Source organism: Campylobacter concisus (assembly GCF_003048555.1).
GTDB classification, from domain to species: domain Bacteria; phylum Campylobacterota; class Campylobacteria; order Campylobacterales; family Campylobacteraceae; genus Campylobacter_A; species Campylobacter_A concisus_AO.
Genome location: NZ_PIRR01000035.1, coordinates 1 through 16,566, shown reverse-complemented (window position 1 = coordinate 16,566; position 16,566 = coordinate 1). Strand labels below are relative to the sequence as shown.

At 37.8% G+C, this 16,566-nt stretch carries 15 protein-coding genes and 1 pseudogene; 3 read left to right on the top strand and 13 right to left on the bottom strand.

Annotated elements, in window-relative coordinates:
- A pseudogene (locus CVS92_RS07040) lies at positions 1-299 on the top strand (hypothetical protein); the annotation flags it as partial.
- On the opposite strand, the gene CVS92_RS07035 reads toward CVS92_RS07040, so the two are convergent.
- Positions 292-1,908, bottom strand: coding sequence for a putative bifunctional diguanylate cyclase/phosphodiesterase (locus CVS92_RS07035; protein WP_234398712.1), 1,617 nt, complete (start codon positions 1,906-1,908; stop codon positions 292-294). The pseudogene CVS92_RS07040 and the gene CVS92_RS07035 sit on opposite strands and share 8 nt — an antisense overlap.
- Before the next feature lie 720 nt (positions 1,909-2,628).
- Positions 2,629-4,470 carry an invasion protein CiaB gene (gene ciaB, locus CVS92_RS07030; RefSeq protein WP_107788981.1) on the bottom strand — a complete coding sequence of 614 codons (1,842 nt, stop codon included), beginning with the start codon at positions 4,468-4,470 and terminating at the stop codon, positions 2,629-2,631.
- A 90-nt stretch (positions 4,471-4,560) separates the two neighbouring features.
- Here ciaB and CVS92_RS07025 point away from each other — a divergent pair, with 90 nt between their 5' ends.
- A complete protein-coding gene (locus CVS92_RS07025; protein WP_021091795.1) occupies positions 4,561-4,974 on the top strand; it encodes an acyl-CoA thioesterase in 414 nt (137 codons plus the stop codon).
- Positions 4,975-5,122: 148 nt separating this feature from the next.
- The gene (locus tag CVS92_RS07020) at positions 5,123-5,761 is read left to right on the top strand and encodes a Crp/Fnr family transcriptional regulator (RefSeq protein WP_103648709.1); all 639 of its coding nucleotides are present in this window, start codon (positions 5,123-5,125) and stop codon (positions 5,759-5,761) included.
- A 79-nt stretch (positions 5,762-5,840) separates the two neighbouring features.
- Here the strand turns inward: CVS92_RS07020 and CVS92_RS07015 are convergent, their stop codons facing one another.
- From CVS92_RS07015 to CVS92_RS06965, 11 genes are all read right to left on the bottom strand, one after another.
- A complete protein-coding gene (locus tag CVS92_RS07015; RefSeq protein ID WP_107788980.1) occupies positions 5,841-6,707 on the bottom strand; it encodes a formate/nitrite transporter family protein in 867 nt (288 codons plus the stop codon).
- Positions 6,708-6,870: 163 nt separating this feature from the next.
- Positions 6,871-7,317, bottom strand: a complete 447-nt coding sequence (locus CVS92_RS07010; RefSeq protein WP_107788979.1) for a hydrogenase 3 maturation endopeptidase HyCI — start codon at positions 7,315-7,317, stop codon at positions 6,871-6,873.
- Complete coding sequence (locus CVS92_RS07005; protein ID WP_107788978.1) at positions 7,317-7,661, bottom strand: formate hydrogenlyase maturation HycH family protein; 345 nt, start codon at positions 7,659-7,661, stop codon at positions 7,317-7,319. Before CVS92_RS07005 ends, CVS92_RS07010 begins: the two co-directional genes overlap by 1 nt.
- Positions 7,658-8,482 (bottom strand): NADH-quinone oxidoreductase subunit B family protein, encoded by an 825-nt coding sequence (locus CVS92_RS07000; protein ID WP_021091627.1) that lies wholly within the window; start codon positions 8,480-8,482, stop codon positions 7,658-7,660. Before CVS92_RS07000 ends, CVS92_RS07005 begins: the two co-directional genes overlap by 4 nt.
- Complete coding sequence (locus CVS92_RS06995; protein ID WP_054197155.1) at positions 8,479-9,018, bottom strand: formate hydrogenlyase complex iron-sulfur subunit; 540 nt, start codon at positions 9,016-9,018, stop codon at positions 8,479-8,481. The genes CVS92_RS07000 and CVS92_RS06995 overlap by 4 nt, the downstream gene beginning before the upstream one ends.
- Positions 9,015-10,751, bottom strand: coding sequence for an NADH-quinone oxidoreductase subunit C (locus CVS92_RS06990; protein ID WP_107788977.1), 1,737 nt, complete (start codon positions 10,749-10,751; stop codon positions 9,015-9,017). The genes CVS92_RS06995 and CVS92_RS06990 overlap by 4 nt, the downstream gene beginning before the upstream one ends.
- The gene (locus CVS92_RS06985; RefSeq protein WP_021091695.1) at positions 10,748-12,229 is read right to left on the bottom strand and encodes a hydrogenase 4 subunit F; all 1,482 of its coding nucleotides are present in this window, start codon (positions 12,227-12,229) and stop codon (positions 10,748-10,750) included. The genes CVS92_RS06990 and CVS92_RS06985 overlap by 4 nt, the downstream gene beginning before the upstream one ends.
- Positions 12,230-12,231: 2 nt before the next feature.
- On the bottom strand, positions 12,232-12,876 hold the full coding sequence (gene hyfE, locus CVS92_RS06980) for a hydrogenase 4 membrane subunit (RefSeq protein ID WP_107788976.1): 645 nt from the start codon (positions 12,874-12,876) through the stop codon (positions 12,232-12,234).
- A 1-nt stretch (position 12,877) separates the two neighbouring features.
- Complete coding sequence (locus CVS92_RS06975; protein WP_084041928.1) at positions 12,878-13,798, bottom strand: respiratory chain complex I subunit 1 family protein; 921 nt, start codon at positions 13,796-13,798, stop codon at positions 12,878-12,880.
- Between the two features lie 9 nt (positions 13,799-13,807).
- Positions 13,808-15,775: a proton-conducting transporter membrane subunit gene (locus CVS92_RS06970; protein WP_107788975.1), complete on the bottom strand. Its 1,968-nt coding sequence runs from the start codon at positions 15,773-15,775 to the stop codon at positions 13,808-13,810.
- Between the two features lies 1 nt (position 15,776).
- The gene (locus CVS92_RS06965) at positions 15,777-16,346 is read right to left on the bottom strand and encodes a 4Fe-4S dicluster domain-containing protein (RefSeq protein WP_021091760.1); all 570 of its coding nucleotides are present in this window, start codon (positions 16,344-16,346) and stop codon (positions 15,777-15,779) included.
- Positions 16,347-16,566: the final 220 nt, after the last annotated feature.

Genomic DNA, 16,566 nt, shown 5'->3' with positions numbered 1-16,566 from the left:
TAGCTGCATTAAAAAGAATTGAAATTTCAGATACTCAAAAGCAAATGAATTTTGAAGTAAATGAGAAATTTCTGGCTTACTATGAAGGTGAACCCAAAGAAAATGAAAAATTTGACCTAAATAAAGTTAGTGAAATCTATGAGCTAAAAAATATCTTTATCATTTTTTTAGAAGAAAAGATTCATCTAATAATCCCAAAAGAAGAAGTTAGCTCAAAAATGATAAATGAGCTGGCTAGACTTTGCCATAAAGATATTTTAAAATTTGAAAATTTTAGTGCAAAGAGTGTGCTTAAATAGCGCTTATTATAAGCTTTTCAAAATCCTCTGCATTCATTGGCTTACCCCAAAGATACCCTTGCACCTCATCGCATCCAAGCTCTCTTAAAATTTCAAGCTGGGTTTCATCTTCGACACCTTCAGCAATAGTCTTTAGCTCCACATTTTTAGCCAAAGCTATAACGCTTTTTACCACGTCTTTATCTATATCATTTATAGCAATATTATCTATCAGCTCTTTAGCGATCTTTAGGCGACTCATAGGATATTTTTTGATGTAATTCATCGATGAAAAACCGGTACCAAAATCATCTATGGATATGCAAATTCCTCTATTAGAAAGCTCAGATAACGCACTTTGCATCATCTCTTCGGCATTAACGAGGCTGGCCTCAGTGATCTCAACATCTACACAAGATGGATCGATGCCGTATCTATCTATATAGCTTAAAAATTTAGATGCAAAATTTATATTATCAATCTGTTTTGGAGAGATGTTTATGCCTATTTTTAGGTTTGTATTATATTTTTCATTCCAAAAGGCCATTTGTTTTATAGCATTTTTTGCCACCCATTTTCCTATCGCATTGATAATAGAGCTTTGTTCGGCTATTGGGATAAATTTTGATTGATCTACCAGACCTTTTATAGGAGAGTTCCACCTAACAAGAGCCTCTGCTCCTACTATTTTTTTACCTTCTATTAGATATTGGGGCTGAAATTTTAGCTCAAATTCTTCATCAAAGCTTATGCTATTTAGCAATATTTCTATATAGTTTCTATCCTGAATCATGCTTTTTATATCACTATAAAAAACATACTTTTCAGATGCATCTTTTTTTGCTGCTTCTAGTGCTGCTTCTGATTGCATGATAAAATCATCAGCTAAAATTTCACTAGTTTGTGTCGAGCTAATCCCTATTTTCGCATCAAGTACAATTTTATAATCATCTATAACGATTGGCTCTGAAATAGCTTTTAGTAGATAATGTAAAAATTCCCTGCAATGTACATTTTCGTTTTGCTTGATAACAACAATAAAGTCATCTCCGCCAGATCTTGCAAATAAAGAATCGTTTTGTGGCAATATTGACTCAATATTTAAAGCGAACTTTGCTATTACATCATCGCCGATATAGTGCCCATACGAGTCATTTATCGCTTTAAAATGGTTTATATCAATACTATAAATATCTATCTTTTCGCCAAGCGCCTTTGACTTTATCATCTCTTCAAGCCTTGCGATAAAATACTGGCGATTTAGAGCATTTGTTAGATAATCATATTTACTGATCCTTTGCAGGTGCCTATTTGTCTCTTCAAGCTCTTTTACTTTATTTTCTATCTGATTATTTAACACTTTTTTGATATGTATTTCACGTTTAATTAAAATATCCATCTTTCTAACATTAGAAAATGTATAAGATAATGCCCCGTATGCAAGCAAAGTAACTAAAATAGAAAATAACCATGTCAAATTTATCTTCCAAGAGTACAAGATCATGATCGTCAAAAATGCGGCAAAAACAAATAGCTTTTGTATTAAAATTTTATCAAAATCATTTCTGAGTGCCCTAAATTTTAGATTTGCCTCGCCCTCTCTTAAATGAAGCGTAGCAACAAACAACATAAAAAAAGAACTCTTAAATACAATGTCGTATCCAAAAAAGGATATTTCATCTATCCAAAAATCCATTGTAGTGGTAAAAATATCATAAATGCTTATTACAATAAGTACTATCAAGCATAAAAGCATAGATAGTCTTTTTCTTGAAAATTTAAGTGAAAAAAACGCAATAAATGAAGTACAAAACATAAATAAATCTATGGCGATGTAACTTAGATTAAAAAAATCTTTTTGACTTAAAACTTGAGTTAAATTTCTATTAAAAATCATAAACTACATAAAGCTAAAATATATTGCGGAAATAGAAATTGAGTCCACAAATACTTGCATTAAAAATAAATTTTTCAAATTTTTGATCAAAATGTAAAAAGCAGAAAATGCAAACATAAAATATGAGACTACGTATGAGATTTGTATAAAATTGACTTTAGAAAGAAATTGTTTAAGAAAATCAACCTTATCATATAGCATCCACATAGTGTCTGATGCTACCCAACAAGTAAGGCCTAGTAATATATATATCCAATATGTTTTTAAATTTTTTGTCTCTTTTAGCTTTAAAAAGATAAATAATGTGATCATAAAATCAAATAGAGCAGTAATTATGTCTTCATAAAAATCACTAGCAATAAAATAACTAACAACATATACACAAAAAAGTATCAACATAAATAAAAAAGATACTTGATTTTCGTTACTTATTTTACTTATCATGTTTCGTCTTTATCTATCTTTCTCTGCCTTTTTGGCTAAACTTTGCCATCTTTGCCACTCGCCACTATCATCGACGTCGTTGCCGATAGCTTCGTATCTAGCGTAAAAATGCTCAACAAATTTCTTACACTCTTCATCTTTTGGCAAATAGCTTAGTTCATCTTTTTGGCAAAATTTCTCCAAAAACGTGCTCGCATCAACTTTTTTAGCGTATGTTTGCGCTAGATCGTAGTAGTTTTCTAAGCAAATTTCTTTAAATTTAGCGTAAGCTTGCTCGCTCATATCCACGCTTAGTTTGCCATCAAATTTAAGCACGCCAGCCCTAAAAAGCAAGCTAAGATGTATGAGTCCCTCGCAGTAATAAGCCCTCACCTCATCGACCTTTCGCCACGCGATAAGCCCAACCGCACGGGCAATTAGCTCGTGAAAGACGGCCATTTTATACTCCGCTTCTTCGTGTAAGAAGAAATTTACTAGCCCGCCAGTCGTCGCCTTATATTCTTCTATAAATTTAAAGACGCCACTTTTATTCATGCTCATCTCGGTATCAAGCCCGATAAAGAGGATGTGTCCAAACTCATGTCCGATCGTTGAGATTTCATAAACTTTTTTCCAAATTTTTGGCTTTAGAAATAAAATTTCCCTACCAAAATCCAAAAATTCCTTGCTAAAAATTTCAGCCCCAAGCTTCATAAAAGGCTTTGCCTTTGCGCCCTCATAGACGTGATTTACAAAGGCAAAAATTTTCTTACCACATTTTGCGCTAACACTCTCATCATTTGGCACGACTTGAGCGCTAAAAAGCCCGTTTAGCTCGGCACCGTAATAAATCATCGGCACGCTTATATAAAGCTGCGTTCTAGCGATATTTTCGCTAACTGCCTTATTTGTCTCAGCGTTATCAAATTTTATCTTTTCGCAAACGCTTTTATAAGTTTTTGCCACTTTTTCTTTAAATTTAAGCTCATCTATGCCCTCGCTATCAACAAGCCTGATGTCCCACTCAAGTGCGACTGCATGCGTGTAGGCATCCTCGTAGTACTCTAGTGGATGGCCTGGCTGAAGTGCACCTTTTACATCCATCCACGCTATCTCAGCCTCTTGCCATGCATTTATCACCTTTGCATTGTCCTCTTCGCAAAAGGCGTTTTGTAGTTTTTCAAGGTATTTTATGTATGATTTTTGCTCGTCATTTTTAGCTAAATTTCTTAAAATTTCAAGGTTTTTAGTAAAGACACTTTTAAGCTCTCTCACCTCATCTTTAAAGGCAAGCGCATAAGGCAAAAAGCTAAATTTCTCACCTTCTTTTACTACCGCGCCATACGTTCTATCGGCCCTTACGCCGTTACTATCACACTGAAATAAAGCATTTTTAGTGATAAACTCATTTGCCTGGCTTAGATCTTTAAATTTAGCCTCAAACTCTTTGTTTGTAGTGTCAATAATACGATCCTGCCATGAAATTTGCCACGAATTTAGGCTTAGGCCAAGTCCATGCATAGCCTGCACAAAGGCTTGGTTAAACGGATCTAAAATTTTCTCTTCTTTAGCCTTTTCTAAAAGCTTGGCGTGCAGATTTTCATATAAATTTCTAACGTAGCCATACATTAAATTTAGCACTCGTTTTTGCTCGTCTTCGCCTAAATTTAGCTTTTTTAGCTCATTTTGAAGCGGATCTACTTTAAGATCTACTATCCTTCTTGCAAGAGCCAGTTTTTGGCTTGGTGTACCAGCAAGACCACAAATTTTAACAGCCTCGTTTATGATATCATCGTCTAAATTTTTATAAATAGCATTTAACTTGTTTTTTTGCTCTTTTGTGAGTTCATTTAATCTTTTAAAATCGTTCATTTTTTCATCCCCTGAAGTTGCAAGATTTTAGCATAAAGCCTTAAAATTTGCTACAATCAACCAAAAATTTTAACATCTAAAAGGCAAAAAATGGATATTTTAAAGGATTTTGGTGAGCCACGTATCAAACAAGTTATGTTGCCAAAGGACACAAACTCGGCTGGAAATATTTTTGGTGGCTGGATAATGAGTCAGATCGACCTTGCAGGTGCACAAGCTGCAAGAGAAATTTCTCCCGAGCGCGTTGTGACGATCTCTATGAAAGAGATCATCTTTAAACAACCTGTCTTTGTTGGCGATGTGCTAAGCTGCTACGCTAAAATCATCTCCGTTGGCAAAACATCGATAACAACGCAAATAGAAGTAACCGCTCTTAGGCTAAATCCGGGCGGATATAGAGAAACTATACACGTTACAAGCGCTACTGCAACTTACGTAAGCGTGACAAAAGATGGACTTAAAAAGCCAATCGATGAGAAGCTAAAACAACTTCATGGATTTTAAAAATTTGGTTGCGATTTATGCAACCAATTTAAAAAATTAATACTACTTTTAAAAATTATTGAAATTCTTAAACTAAAAGCAATATTTTTCAACTTCTTTAAATGCTTTGTAAAGTAAAATCAGGCTCTATACATTTTTTGGGAGAAAAATGAAAAAATCACGTCTAGGTCTTTTGCAAACACAAATCACAAAGATCCTAACTCAAAATGAGCTTGATAAATTTGAGTACAAAGAGCTACCAAAAACAAGCATAATCTACACCGAAGAGATCAAGATCATCATCTTAAAAAGTGGCTGTGCAAAGCTCTCATTTTTTGAAGATGGAGAGGAATTTATCCTTTATCATTTGGAATCAAATAACATTGCTGTTCTTGATGATAATTGTGCTTTTGAAATTTTAGAAGACGCAAAAATTTACTCCATAAACTTAAGCGAAATAAGTGAAATTTTATCAAATTCAAATGTCGCAGATGAAATTTTAAAAGCTGTGCTAAATGCAGTGATCGTGCAACGCCAAATCATAAAATCCATACTTTTTGAAGATGCAAAAGGCAGGATTGCAAATTTTTTGATCGAGCTTGCAAAGGAGCAGGATCTAAAACAAAATGGCTATCATTATGTCTTTTTACCATTTTCTCTAAAAGTGCTCTCAAGCTTTGTGGGGCTCAAACGCCAAAGCGCTTCAACTGCTTTTAATGAGCTTATAAAAGATGACATCATAAGAAAGATCACACCACACGAGTTTTTAATAATTGATTATGAAAAACTTGAAAGTTACACAAACTAAAAACCAAAAATTTTTATAATAGCTAGCAAAGAGTAGTCTTAAAGGATTAGTCTTTGCCAAGAAGCAAAGACTAAAATTTTTAAGCTTTTTTCTTCATATCGAATTTATTTGCCATAAAGCCAACTAACCCCACAAAGAAAAGTCCGCCGCAGATATTACCAAGTGTAACTGGAACTAAGTTTTTACCGATGAAATTTCCCCAGTTTAAAACTTCTAGTTTTTCAGCCGTAATGCTATGTCCTAGAGCCGCAGCTGCAGCAGCGATATCTCCACCATTTGCTGCTATATAGTGAGCTTTTGAGATGATGGCTTCAGTGATTATGAACATATTTGCCACGCAGTGCTCCATTGAGCAAGCCACAAATGCGCCGATCATCCACATAATGGCAAAGAATTTACCAGATAGATTGCTCTCACTTGTCGCAGTCCAAATAGACATACAAACAAAGACGTTACAAAAAATTCCGCGGATAAATAGCTCATGAAATGGTGCTGTGATCTTGCCAATACCAGCTGGTATAAAGTGCTGCAAGATGTAGCCATCATACTTTAGTGGCAAGCCTGAATAGTAGTACATATAAGCGATCAATGCGCCACCAACGAAGTTAAATATCCAAACGATAGCCCAGTATCCGATAGTCTTACCTAGTTTTAGCTTTCCTTCATATGCGCTAACACCACTTAAAACAGAGCTTGTAAAAAGATGTCCACCATAAAAAACAACCATCATAAGACCACAGCTAAATGTGATACCGCCGATAAAATTTGAAAGGCCAATAGACTGATTTTCAGCCATACCAACTGTCGAGTGAGCCCAAAAAATATCACCCATAGCAATAGCAGCTCCAGCCATGATAGCAAGGAAGATAATACTAGTAAGTGGCATATGAGCCTTATGCTCCATAGAGCTTGAGACCGCTTGAGCGGTTTCTGCCGGATTTAACATCACATTCTCCTTTTTATTTTCAATCTCGCACATGAGCCAAGCTCATCTTTGCGACCAAAGTTTAACACTTTGCAAAATCACTAAAGTCAAATCAATGCTTGCGATTAAAAGCAAATTTTTGTCTTTAGTAACCAAAAAGACTAAATTTAGCCATTTGCTAAATTTAACCGACTAAATTTTTATCAATCTCTACAATTCTTAAAAATGCTTTTCTGGCACTTTTTTTAGCCTGCTCGCTTAGTCCTTCTTCAAAATTTAAGACATTTTCGAGCAATACGCTAATGCCTAAAAACAGCGTTTTAGGGCAAATTTTTCGTAAATAGCTCAAAAGCACTGGCGTTGGGAGATTGTGAGTTGAGTAGATGTAGTCTCTATCGTCACTTAGGTCAAAAAACTCTATCTTATCCTCGCTAAAGCCGCTCATCGCATCGACCACTATCAAAATTTCAGGTGCAAATTCTCTAATAGCTGGAAATTCATTCTCAGGCACATCTTGCCCAAAAAAGACCTTCCACTCTTTTAGCTCTTGCTCTACGATGCGGCCTACTTCATTACCCACATCATCATCGCCACGCATAGGATTACCGATACAAAGGATGGCCTTTTTCATCAAAAGTCCTTCCTAAGCACGACATATCCCTCTTTTAAATTTGCCAAAATTTCTTTAAGCTTACACTCACAAAGCTGCGGCAAGAGTTTAGCGATATGCTCAGAAAAAATTTCAACTTCAAAATATTTGCTTAAATTTCCGATCTTAAATTTCACATATTCGCCTGAGTTTTTGATCATCTCGTCAAATTCCTCATCGCTGATCTCTAAAACCTTCTCACTAAAGTCTATCGTGCCAACGCCATGTCCCACGCAAGTGGAGAAAACTTTTATCTCCTTTAGCTCGCGCGGAAGTTTGTCATTATCGTCCATATGCCTTTTTGTAAGCTTATAAACTTGTATCATCTTTTGCTCCAAACCTCGCTATCAACATCTATCGCAAAGCTTTTATCAGCTTTTGCATATTTTAGATAGACATCGTTATGCAAAAGCCCCATGCACTCGGCATATCTAGGATCTTCCTCTTTTTTGATAGCTGTAAGCACAGCCTCTCTTGAAATGCTTGGGTCATGGACATCTTTTGAACATTTGATAGCATTCATATATTTTTCAAAAAGGATTCTACCAAAGATATAGCTCATTAGCCTTCTGCTTTCAGCTTGCAAGTCACGCTCAAACAAGATATCGCCTATAACAGACTTCTCAACTGAAGGTGGCAATGTATTATCTTCTTCATAGCTTTTTTTATGAAGCTTTTGATCGATGATACCAAGAGCCATGCCAAGACCGTAAATAATGCTTGCTGGGTGTGGAGGACAGCCTGGGATATAGACATCAACTGGGATTATCTTATCAATACCGCCCCAAACGCTATAAGCGTCGTGGAAAATTCCGCCACTGCTTCCGCATGCGCCAAGAGCAACCACGATCTTAGGATCTGGGGTCGCTTCATAAGCACGAAGAAGCGGATAATACATCTGTCTTGTTACAGGACCGGTGCAAAGCAAAATATCAGCGTGTCTTGGATTTGCAACAAGTTTAAAGCCAAAGCGCTCAGGGTCCCACATCGGTGTAATAGCTGCAAAAATTTCTATCTCACAGCCGTTACAGCTTCCGCAGTCGATCCTATAAACGCTAAAGCTTCTTTTGATATTTTTTAGATGCTCTAGCTTTGCAGTTAGATCATTTGCTGTTTTTATGTCCTCTGGGACTTGATATAGACTCATTTTATAGCCTCCTCAATGCCTTTTGTTAGCCTTTCAGCAGATTGATTTTTCTTGCACTCTGGGCAGATATAAAGGTAGTCTTTTGCCTCTTCAAGTCTGCCTGGGAGTAAATTTGCTGTGCCAAGCTTTTCAAGGGTGAAATTTATAAGCCTTTTTGGCGTAAATGGCTTACCGCAGCATTTGCAAGTTTGCATCTCAAGCTCACCCCTTTGTATAAGAGCACTCTTGTCAAATTTAACCGCAAGCTCAAAGCTATCGCTAAGTCTTACAGCTCCAGTTGGGCAAACCTCATCGCAGCGTCCGCAAAATATGCAGCGCCCACAGTCAAATTCCCAAACAAGCTTTGTTTGCTCCTCGTTCATCTTAAGCTCTATTGCGTTACTAGGACAAGCGATACCGCAAGCTGCACAACCTATGCAAAGATCGTATGTATAGTTTGGCTGACCACGGAAATTTTCAGGAACAATATATGGCTCAAATGGATAGGCGTATGTCGCCTTTCCATATTTTTCTGTGATGTCAAATAACTTCATCATCTTAAATCCTTTTTACTAACCCCGCCATCTTGACAGAATTTTTTAAGGTCTTTCTCTGTTAAAATTTTGCTCTTTTTAGTCCTTACATCGACTAATGTAACACGCTCAGTGCATGAGTAGCAAGGGTCAAGTGAGCAAACGATAAGCGCAGCGTCACTTATGTTGTTTCCTCTAAATTGATACCTTAGGCTTGGCCAGTTGTTATAAGTAGCCGCTCTACATCTCCAGCGATATACTTTTTGAGCGCTGCCTTGCATGATCCAGTGGACGTTCTCACCGCGTGGTGCTTCATCATGGCCAAGTGCAAAATTTTCAGGTTTGATCATAGTCACAGGATCGATCATGATCGGAGTTTGAGGCATTAGCTCAAAGCATTGGCGGATGATGTGGATAGAGCTTTTTAGCTCTTTATATCTAACCATCTCGCGAGCAAAAACGTCACAACCATGCTCAACTGCTACTTCAAATTCTATCTGTTTGAAAAAGTCGTATGGGTGATCGTAGCGGTTATCGCGTTTAAAGCCAGAGCCTCTCATATTTGGACCAACTGGGCTAAAGTCACGTGCTATTTGGCGGTCTAAGATACCTACACCTTTCCAGCGTCCGATTTGGCGTTTATCCTCCATAACTGCGTCCCAAATTTCTGAAATTTGAACGTCAAGTTTATTTATGATCTCGATGCCTTTTTTGATCTCTTGGTTTGTCATGTCACGTCTTAAGCCACCCATAACGACATTGCCGTATGTTTTACGTCCGCCAGTTACTAGCTGAGCTAACTCCATAGAGTACTCACGAACTCTAAAGATGTGCATGAAAGCGTTGTAGTTACCAGTGACCTCACAAGCTAGACCGATATTTAAAAGGTGGCTATGAAGACGCTCGATCTCAAGACAGATGACGCGTATAGCTTGAGCTCTTAGTGGAATTTCAAGCTTGATAGCTTTTTCTGCTGCTTCGATACAAGCAATAGCGTGAGCATAACCACAAATTCCACAAACTCTCTCTGCAAGATAGCCCATTTGATCATAGTTCATTCTGTTTTCAGCTAGCTTTTCCATACCGCGGTGTTGATAAAAGAGGCGGTAGTCAGCGTCGATGATCTCGTCGCCGTCGCAGAAAAGTCTAAAGTGACCTGGCTCATCTGAAGTAATATGTAGTGGTCCAAGTGGCACATCGACTACTGCATCGCCTGTTGGGAACAAAAACTCCGCATCAGGCTCATCTCTGTGATCTACTGGATCAGGGCGGTAGCGGTAGTCCATAGCATCTTTTCTAAGTGGGTGAAGTCCGTCTGGCCAGTCATCACTTAAAACTAGACGTCTTTTATCAGGCAGACCCTCAGCTACTAGACCAAACATATCATAAGCTTCTCTTTCATACCAAACACAAGCTGGCACAAGTGGAGTAACTGATGGAAATGTCGGATCGCTTCCTGGGATAAGGGTTTTAACTGTGATAAAGCACTTATCTTCAGCTGCAAAGTCATCCGCCTCAGTCATCTTGCTACCTTCCATTGAGATAGCATAGTAAAGCGCAAAGCTACCATTTATCTGGCGCTCGTCGTTTGGTATCATAGTGCTTATAAAGCCACCGATATCATAATAAAGCGTTTTAACAGCTAGTGGAAGATCGTTTCTATCAACCAAAACTGTGATCTGATCGTCTGCTTGACGAGTTACTTCTAAAATTTTTACCTTGGTTTTTAGGATTTCTATAAATTTATCGCCTCTCATTTTAAAGCTCCCATCATTATATTAACACCGTTATCTACTAGCGTATAAAAGCTATCTACATGCCATACGCCAAAGATTATGATAAGGGCACAAAGTGCTATAAGAGGTAAATTCTCTAACAAACTCATCTCTTTATTATGAACAACCACACCTTTTGGCTCGCCAAAGCTTGCCATATTAAAGTGTGCAAAGTCAGCTATGAAAATAACTGCAAGTGCAATAGCAAATAGCGCAACTGCGATGTATTGACCACTTGTGATAGCTCCTACAAAGACGTTATATTCGCTAACAAATATAGCAAATGCTGGAACACCAACTAGTGAACAAACAGCCGCGCCAAACATTATAGTAGTAATTGGTGCGATTTTAACCATGCCGCCCATCTTACTCATATCTTTATGGCCATAAATTCTTGCGATATTGCCTGTTGAGCAAAATGCCAAAGCTTTAGTAAAGCTGTGAGCTAAGCAGTGAAATATCGCTGCAAATAGACCAAATTTACCGCCAACACCAAGTGCAAATGCGATAACACCCATATGAACGATTGAGTGGTATGCAAACATTCTTTTTACGTTGTGTTGTCTGATTAGGAAAAATCCCGCTACAAAAAGAGTGATAGTTCCTGAAACGATCATTATGCCCTCAACGAAGCTAAATCCAACAGCTTGAGCAGTGATAGCATAGTATCTTAAGAGTGCTAGCATCGCACATTTTAAAAGCACACCTGAAAGCAAAGCTGAAATAGGTGCTGGACCTTCAGCGTGAACGTCTGGTAGCCAAGTGTGAGTTGGAGCAAGACCAGCTTTTGTACCAAAACCAATTAGCGCAAACACAAAGATAAGTTTTGCTGCATCTGGGTTTAAATTTTTAGCGTTAGCCATTATGCTTGAAAATAGCATAGAAGCTTCGCCATCTCCTAGAGTACTAAATGTGGCTGAGTATAAAAGAACAGTCGCATAAAGTGCAAATGCTAGACCGATTGAGCAAAGAACAATGTATTTATAGCCACTCTCTGTTGATTTTTGATCTTTGTGGATAGCAACCAAAAACACAGAAGCTAGTGTTGTAGCCTCGATAGCTGCCCACATAAACGCAACGTTGTTGCAAATAACGCTTAAAGTCATTGTAAAGATAAATACATGGCTTAATGCGTAGTACTTTTTAAGATCGCTTAAGTGGATGTGTCCATCTTCAAGTTCCCATCTCATGTAGTGGATAGAGTAGAAATTTACTATAAATCCAGTTACAGCGATAAGCACCAAGAAAACACAGCCTAAGCTATCTAAAAACAAAAATTTATCAAAACTATAAAAAGTTCCGCTACTTAAGACTTTAAGAACATTGTTAAGTAAAGCCACCGATGTCGCAGCAGAAAACAAAACGTGAAGTCCGCTTAATACCGCATAATTTTTAGGACTCAAAAACAAGACCAAAGCACCAAGGAGCGGTAAGATAAGTATTAAAGCTAAACTATCCATCTCTAACCCCTTAAATTTGAAGCTTTAGAAGTATCTAAGCTATCATAAGCTTTATAAAATCTAATCGCTAGAATGCTCATGATGATAACGGCAAATATCGCATCTGTTAAAATTCCAAGCTCAACTAACTCATGTGAGTTATAAGCCATTAGAGCAAGGCTTAGGTGGATACCGTTTTCAAACAAGCAGTAAGCTAGAATTTGTTTTATAAATGAGTTTCTTAGCATAAAACCAAAAATTCCCATCATAAAGACCGTTCCAGCTGCGATTAGCATAATCTCTTCTTTGATAAGAGAGAATTTTAAAAATATAGGGTGGATACTCATTGAAAGAGCTAGAGAAAATCCCATAGCAATAACAGGACTTACAAAAAATCCACCAACTGGCTCATCTTCGCTAACTACGCCAAGTTTTTTGATAAGCCAGAATAAAATTCCTGGCACAAGCAAAACTTTGGTAAAAAATGCAACTATCGCCCAAGTTTTGAGCTGCTCGGCGTTAAATTTCTCAGATAGCAAGAAAAATATGCTAACTAAAAGTAGTGTCTCAATCGCATAAGCGATGATTGAGAGTTCCAAGCTTCTAAGACCAAAAACCGCAAGCGAAGTTACGATCATGCAAATGGCTAAAATATCAAGTGTTTGCATCTCACACTCCTACTACATAAAGTGTTAGTGCAACAAACGAGATAGCAAGTGCACCAAGGGCATTTTTGCGTAAAGATGAAGTCATTTTAAAGCGTGGTCCAAAGTTGTCTATAAAGACAGCTGCGACGTAAAATACTCCAGTTTTTATCACAAAAACGATAATAGCTAAGAAAGGATTGCTAAAATTCCATGGCTCAAATATAGTTAGGAAAAGTCCGATCATAGCAAACTGTTTTAATATAAGTGATGCTTGAACTAAACCAAGGTCGCTACCTGCATACTCGCCAAGCAAGCCCTCTTGAAGCTCTTGCTCAGCTTCAGCTACGTCAAATGGCTTTCTACCAGTCTCAACATACATGCACCATAAAAATGCGATAGAAGCTACGGCAAAACTTGGGATTTGATATCCGATAACACCGGTTTTTACCATCTCTTGGATCTCAATTAAATTTGATGTTTTAGCTGCAAGCATTACTACGATTAGGCACATGATCATAACTGGCTCAACATATACACCAAGCATTTGCTCCCTGCCGCCGCCTGTTGCTGCAAATGGGTTGCCGCTATCCATTGAAGCTGCACCAAATACAAATCTAAGCAATGCGCCAAGATAAAGGATCACAAATATATCTGAATATGCTCCAAAAACAGTATCTTTGCTATATGTTATAGGTATAGCAGCTAGAACTGCAGCTGAAGTTGCAAAAAGGAAAAATGGAGCCCATCTAAATACCCAGTGAGAGCACTCAGGCACAGTTCTTCCTCTTCTAAAGAGTTTTATAATGTCGCGATATGTTTGAAAGAAATCGCTACCTTGTTTTGATTGAAGTCTAGCTCTTAGTTTTCTTGCCATACCATCAAACAAAGGAGCTACCAAAACGATAACGACTACTTGAAATATCATTAAAAGTATAGTTTGCATTTTCGTCTCCTAAACTAAAAAGTAGCCCACAGCAAGTATGGCACAAAGATAAATTAGGATATAAAGCGTATAGACGTTTGTGTATCCGCTTTGAACGATGCCTAGTTTATCAGCAAATTTCATACACCATTTAATGACTGGCTCATAAAACATTCCCCACCAGATATCTTTTGGATGGTTGTGATATTCAACCGCGTCAAAATAATTTCTAGTAACGATCTTTTTATCAGCTCTAAATAGCCATTGCATGATCTTTCTAAGATCACCTGTAAATGGACCACCTGTCATTTGCATACGTGAGCTATATTTAAAGCCACATGCCCAAGGATCAGTCTCGCGTGGTTTATCTCTATTTGCTTTCATAACAGCAAGGATGATAAATGGCAAAATCATAGTCGCACATAAAACTAAAGCGATAAGCGGAGTTGAGATCATACTACCTATTGGTGAAGTTACATTTATAGCTCCAAGGCTAGCTTTATAGTCGCTTATAGCGATAGAATTTACAGCTTGCATGATGTAATCAACTATGTAGTTTGCGCCAAGACCAAAGCCAACGCAGCCTATCATTAGGATGATCATACCAAGAACCATGCCTATCGGACTCTCTTTGGCATTTTCCCAAATTTTTTGATCTCTTGGAGTACCTGCGAAGATAACAGCGTAAAGTTTGAGGTGCATGCCGACCAAAACGCCAGTTAGCGCAAGAGCTACGACGCCAAGTGTAAATGCATATCTAACTAATGTTCCTTCTCCCATCGCACCTTGAAGCATACCTTGATATGTAAACCACTCTGAAACAAATCCATTTACTGGAGGCAAAGCTGCGATACCCATGATACCTATAAACATACCAAGACTTGTCCATGGCATTTTTTTAGCAAGACCGCCAAGGATGTCCATATTTTGTGTGTGAGTAGCGTGGATAACTGAACCAGCGCAAAGGAAAAGCAAGCCTTTAAATATAGCATGGTTAACTACGTGGTAGCAACCTGCCAGAAAACCTACTGCTGCAAGTGTTAAATTTCCAGCTGCAACGCCGTAGATACCTGTGCCAAGACCTAGTAAAATGATGCCTATGTTCTCAACTGAGTGATAAGCAAGCAAGGCTTTAAAGTCGTGTTGGCAAAGAGCGTATAAAACACCAAATAGTGAGCTAGCTGCACCAAGAGCGAGTATTGTAAGTCCAAAATATGTACTAAGTGGTAAGTAAAGTGTAAATTTAACTAGTGTAAATAGAGCAACTTTGATCATAACGCCTGACATAAGGGCTGAAACGTTTGATGGTGCTGCTGGGTGAGCTTGTGGAAGCCAAACGTGAAATGGCCACATACCAGCTTTACTACCAAAGCCGACCAAAAATAGTGCAAATACAGCAACAGAAGCGCCAAATGGCATCTTAACACCCATAAATGCGCTAAAGTCAAAGCTTCCTGCGTAGTAAGCTGTGATAAGCAAGCCACAGGTGATACAAAATGCACCGATTTGTGCGATACCAAGATATACCATAACCGCTTTAAGTGTATTTTTACCGTCATTGACGATGATAAGAAATGATGAAATAAGAGTCATAAGCTCCCATAAAACAACAAAGCAAAATACATTATCAGCGCTAATTACTAGAAGCATTGAGAGTATAAATGTATTAAACAAACATGCAAATACGCCAACGTTTGCTTTTTTGATGTACTCATCTGCATAGCTCATACCATAAACGCTACTTGCAAATCCAATGAAAACAACGACAAAGCTAAAGAAATTTCCAAGTGGATTTAGCGCAAATTTTGGCGAATATAAAAAGCCATCCATAAGAGCAAAGCTATCGCTTACTCCCATATTTGCAACAAAGTGGTACATCGCGTAAAAACAGCTTAAAGCGCTTAGTCCAAAACCAACCTTTACAGCGGCCTTTGGAGCACAATAAAGCAAGATGCTAACGACGGCACTTACAAGAAATAGCATATAAACCGTAGTCATCTTATGCTCCTTGTCCGTTTAAAATTTTAGTAGCAAATTTATTCGCTGCTTCATAATCTATCCTCTTGCCAAGTTTATGTTTGCCCTCTTCTGGATCAATCATAACAAGAGCACTTGTCGGACAGACATCAACACAAGCTGGTCCGTTCTCACGACCAAAGCACATATCGCATTTAACAGCGATATTTTTTGCACCTGATTGTGACTCTATCTCAAGGTTATATTTTGGCTCGACAGCGTAATTTACTGAAGGCATAAGCTCTGCACTTGAGCTTATCGCACCGTAAGGACAAGCGATCGTGCACATCTTACAGCCTATACAAATTTCCTCGTGAAGCTCGATGCAATTATCATTGAATCGCAATGCTCCAGTTGGACACACATTCGCACAAGGACCATCGTCGCATTGTCTGCACTGAGTTGGCATAACGCCAGTAGCTTCTCTTAGCACACTTAGCCTTGCACGTGACAGCTTGCCGCGTTCATAAGCGCTCTTAAAACATGCAGCCATGCAGGTTGCACATCCTATACAGCGTTTATAATCGGCAATCACAAATTTATGTTTTTTCATAAATTCCTCCCATTAAACAAGGCTAAACTGCCCTGCTCACTTTTAAAGTGATGGTTAGTCACCAAAATAGAGATAGTTAAATTTTTATTTAACATCTCAAACGCTCCTTCCTAATTTTTGTAATAATTCTATAACTTACAATGAATAAATTCCGTCATCTATCTGACAAATTTTGTATTTTTAGAATTAAATTTTTATTTTATATATCTTTAAGATTATC

Bases quoted from the DNA above. Each gene is read 5' to 3' on its own strand.
- CVS92_RS07035 (WP_234398712.1), bottom strand. From the start codon at position 1,908: ATGTTGTTTGTTGCTACGCTTCATTTAAGAGAGGGCGAGGCAAATCTA.
- ciaB (WP_107788981.1), bottom strand. From the start codon at position 4,470: ATGAACGATTTTAAAAGATTAAATGAACTCACAAAAGAGCAAAAAAAC.
- CVS92_RS07025 (WP_021091795.1), top strand. From the start codon at position 4,561: ATGGATATTTTAAAGGATTTTGGTGAGCCACGTATCAAACAAGTTATG.
- CVS92_RS07020 (WP_103648709.1), top strand. From the start codon at position 5,123: ATGAAAAAATCACGTCTAGGTCTTTTGCAAACACAAATCACAAAGATC.
- CVS92_RS07015 (WP_107788980.1), bottom strand. From the start codon at position 6,707: ATGTTAAATCCGGCAGAAACCGCTCAAGCGGTCTCAAGCTCTATGGAG.
- CVS92_RS07010 (WP_107788979.1), bottom strand. From the start codon at position 7,317: ATGAAAAAGGCCATCCTTTGTATCGGTAATCCTATGCGTGGCGATGAT.
- CVS92_RS07005 (WP_107788978.1), bottom strand. From the start codon at position 7,661: ATGATACAAGTTTATAAGCTTACAAAAAGGCATATGGACGATAATGAC.
- CVS92_RS07000 (WP_021091627.1), bottom strand. From the start codon at position 8,482: ATGAGTCTATATCAAGTCCCAGAGGACATAAAAACAGCAAATGATCTA.
- CVS92_RS06995 (WP_054197155.1), bottom strand. From the start codon at position 9,018: ATGATGAAGTTATTTGACATCACAGAAAAATATGGAAAGGCGACATAC.
- CVS92_RS06990 (WP_107788977.1), bottom strand. From the start codon at position 10,751: ATGAGAGGCGATAAATTTATAGAAATCCTAAAAACCAAGGTAAAAATT.
- CVS92_RS06985 (WP_021091695.1), bottom strand. From the start codon at position 12,229: ATGGATAGTTTAGCTTTAATACTTATCTTACCGCTCCTTGGTGCTTTG.
- hyfE (WP_107788976.1), bottom strand. From the start codon at position 12,876: ATGCAAACACTTGATATTTTAGCCATTTGCATGATCGTAACTTCGCTT.
- CVS92_RS06975 (WP_084041928.1), bottom strand. From the start codon at position 13,798: ATGCAAACTATACTTTTAATGATATTTCAAGTAGTCGTTATCGTTTTG.
- CVS92_RS06970 (WP_107788975.1), bottom strand. From the start codon at position 15,775: ATGACTACGGTTTATATGCTATTTCTTGTAAGTGCCGTCGTTAGCATC.
- CVS92_RS06965 (WP_021091760.1), bottom strand. From the start codon at position 16,346: ATGAAAAAACATAAATTTGTGATTGCCGATTATAAACGCTGTATAGGA.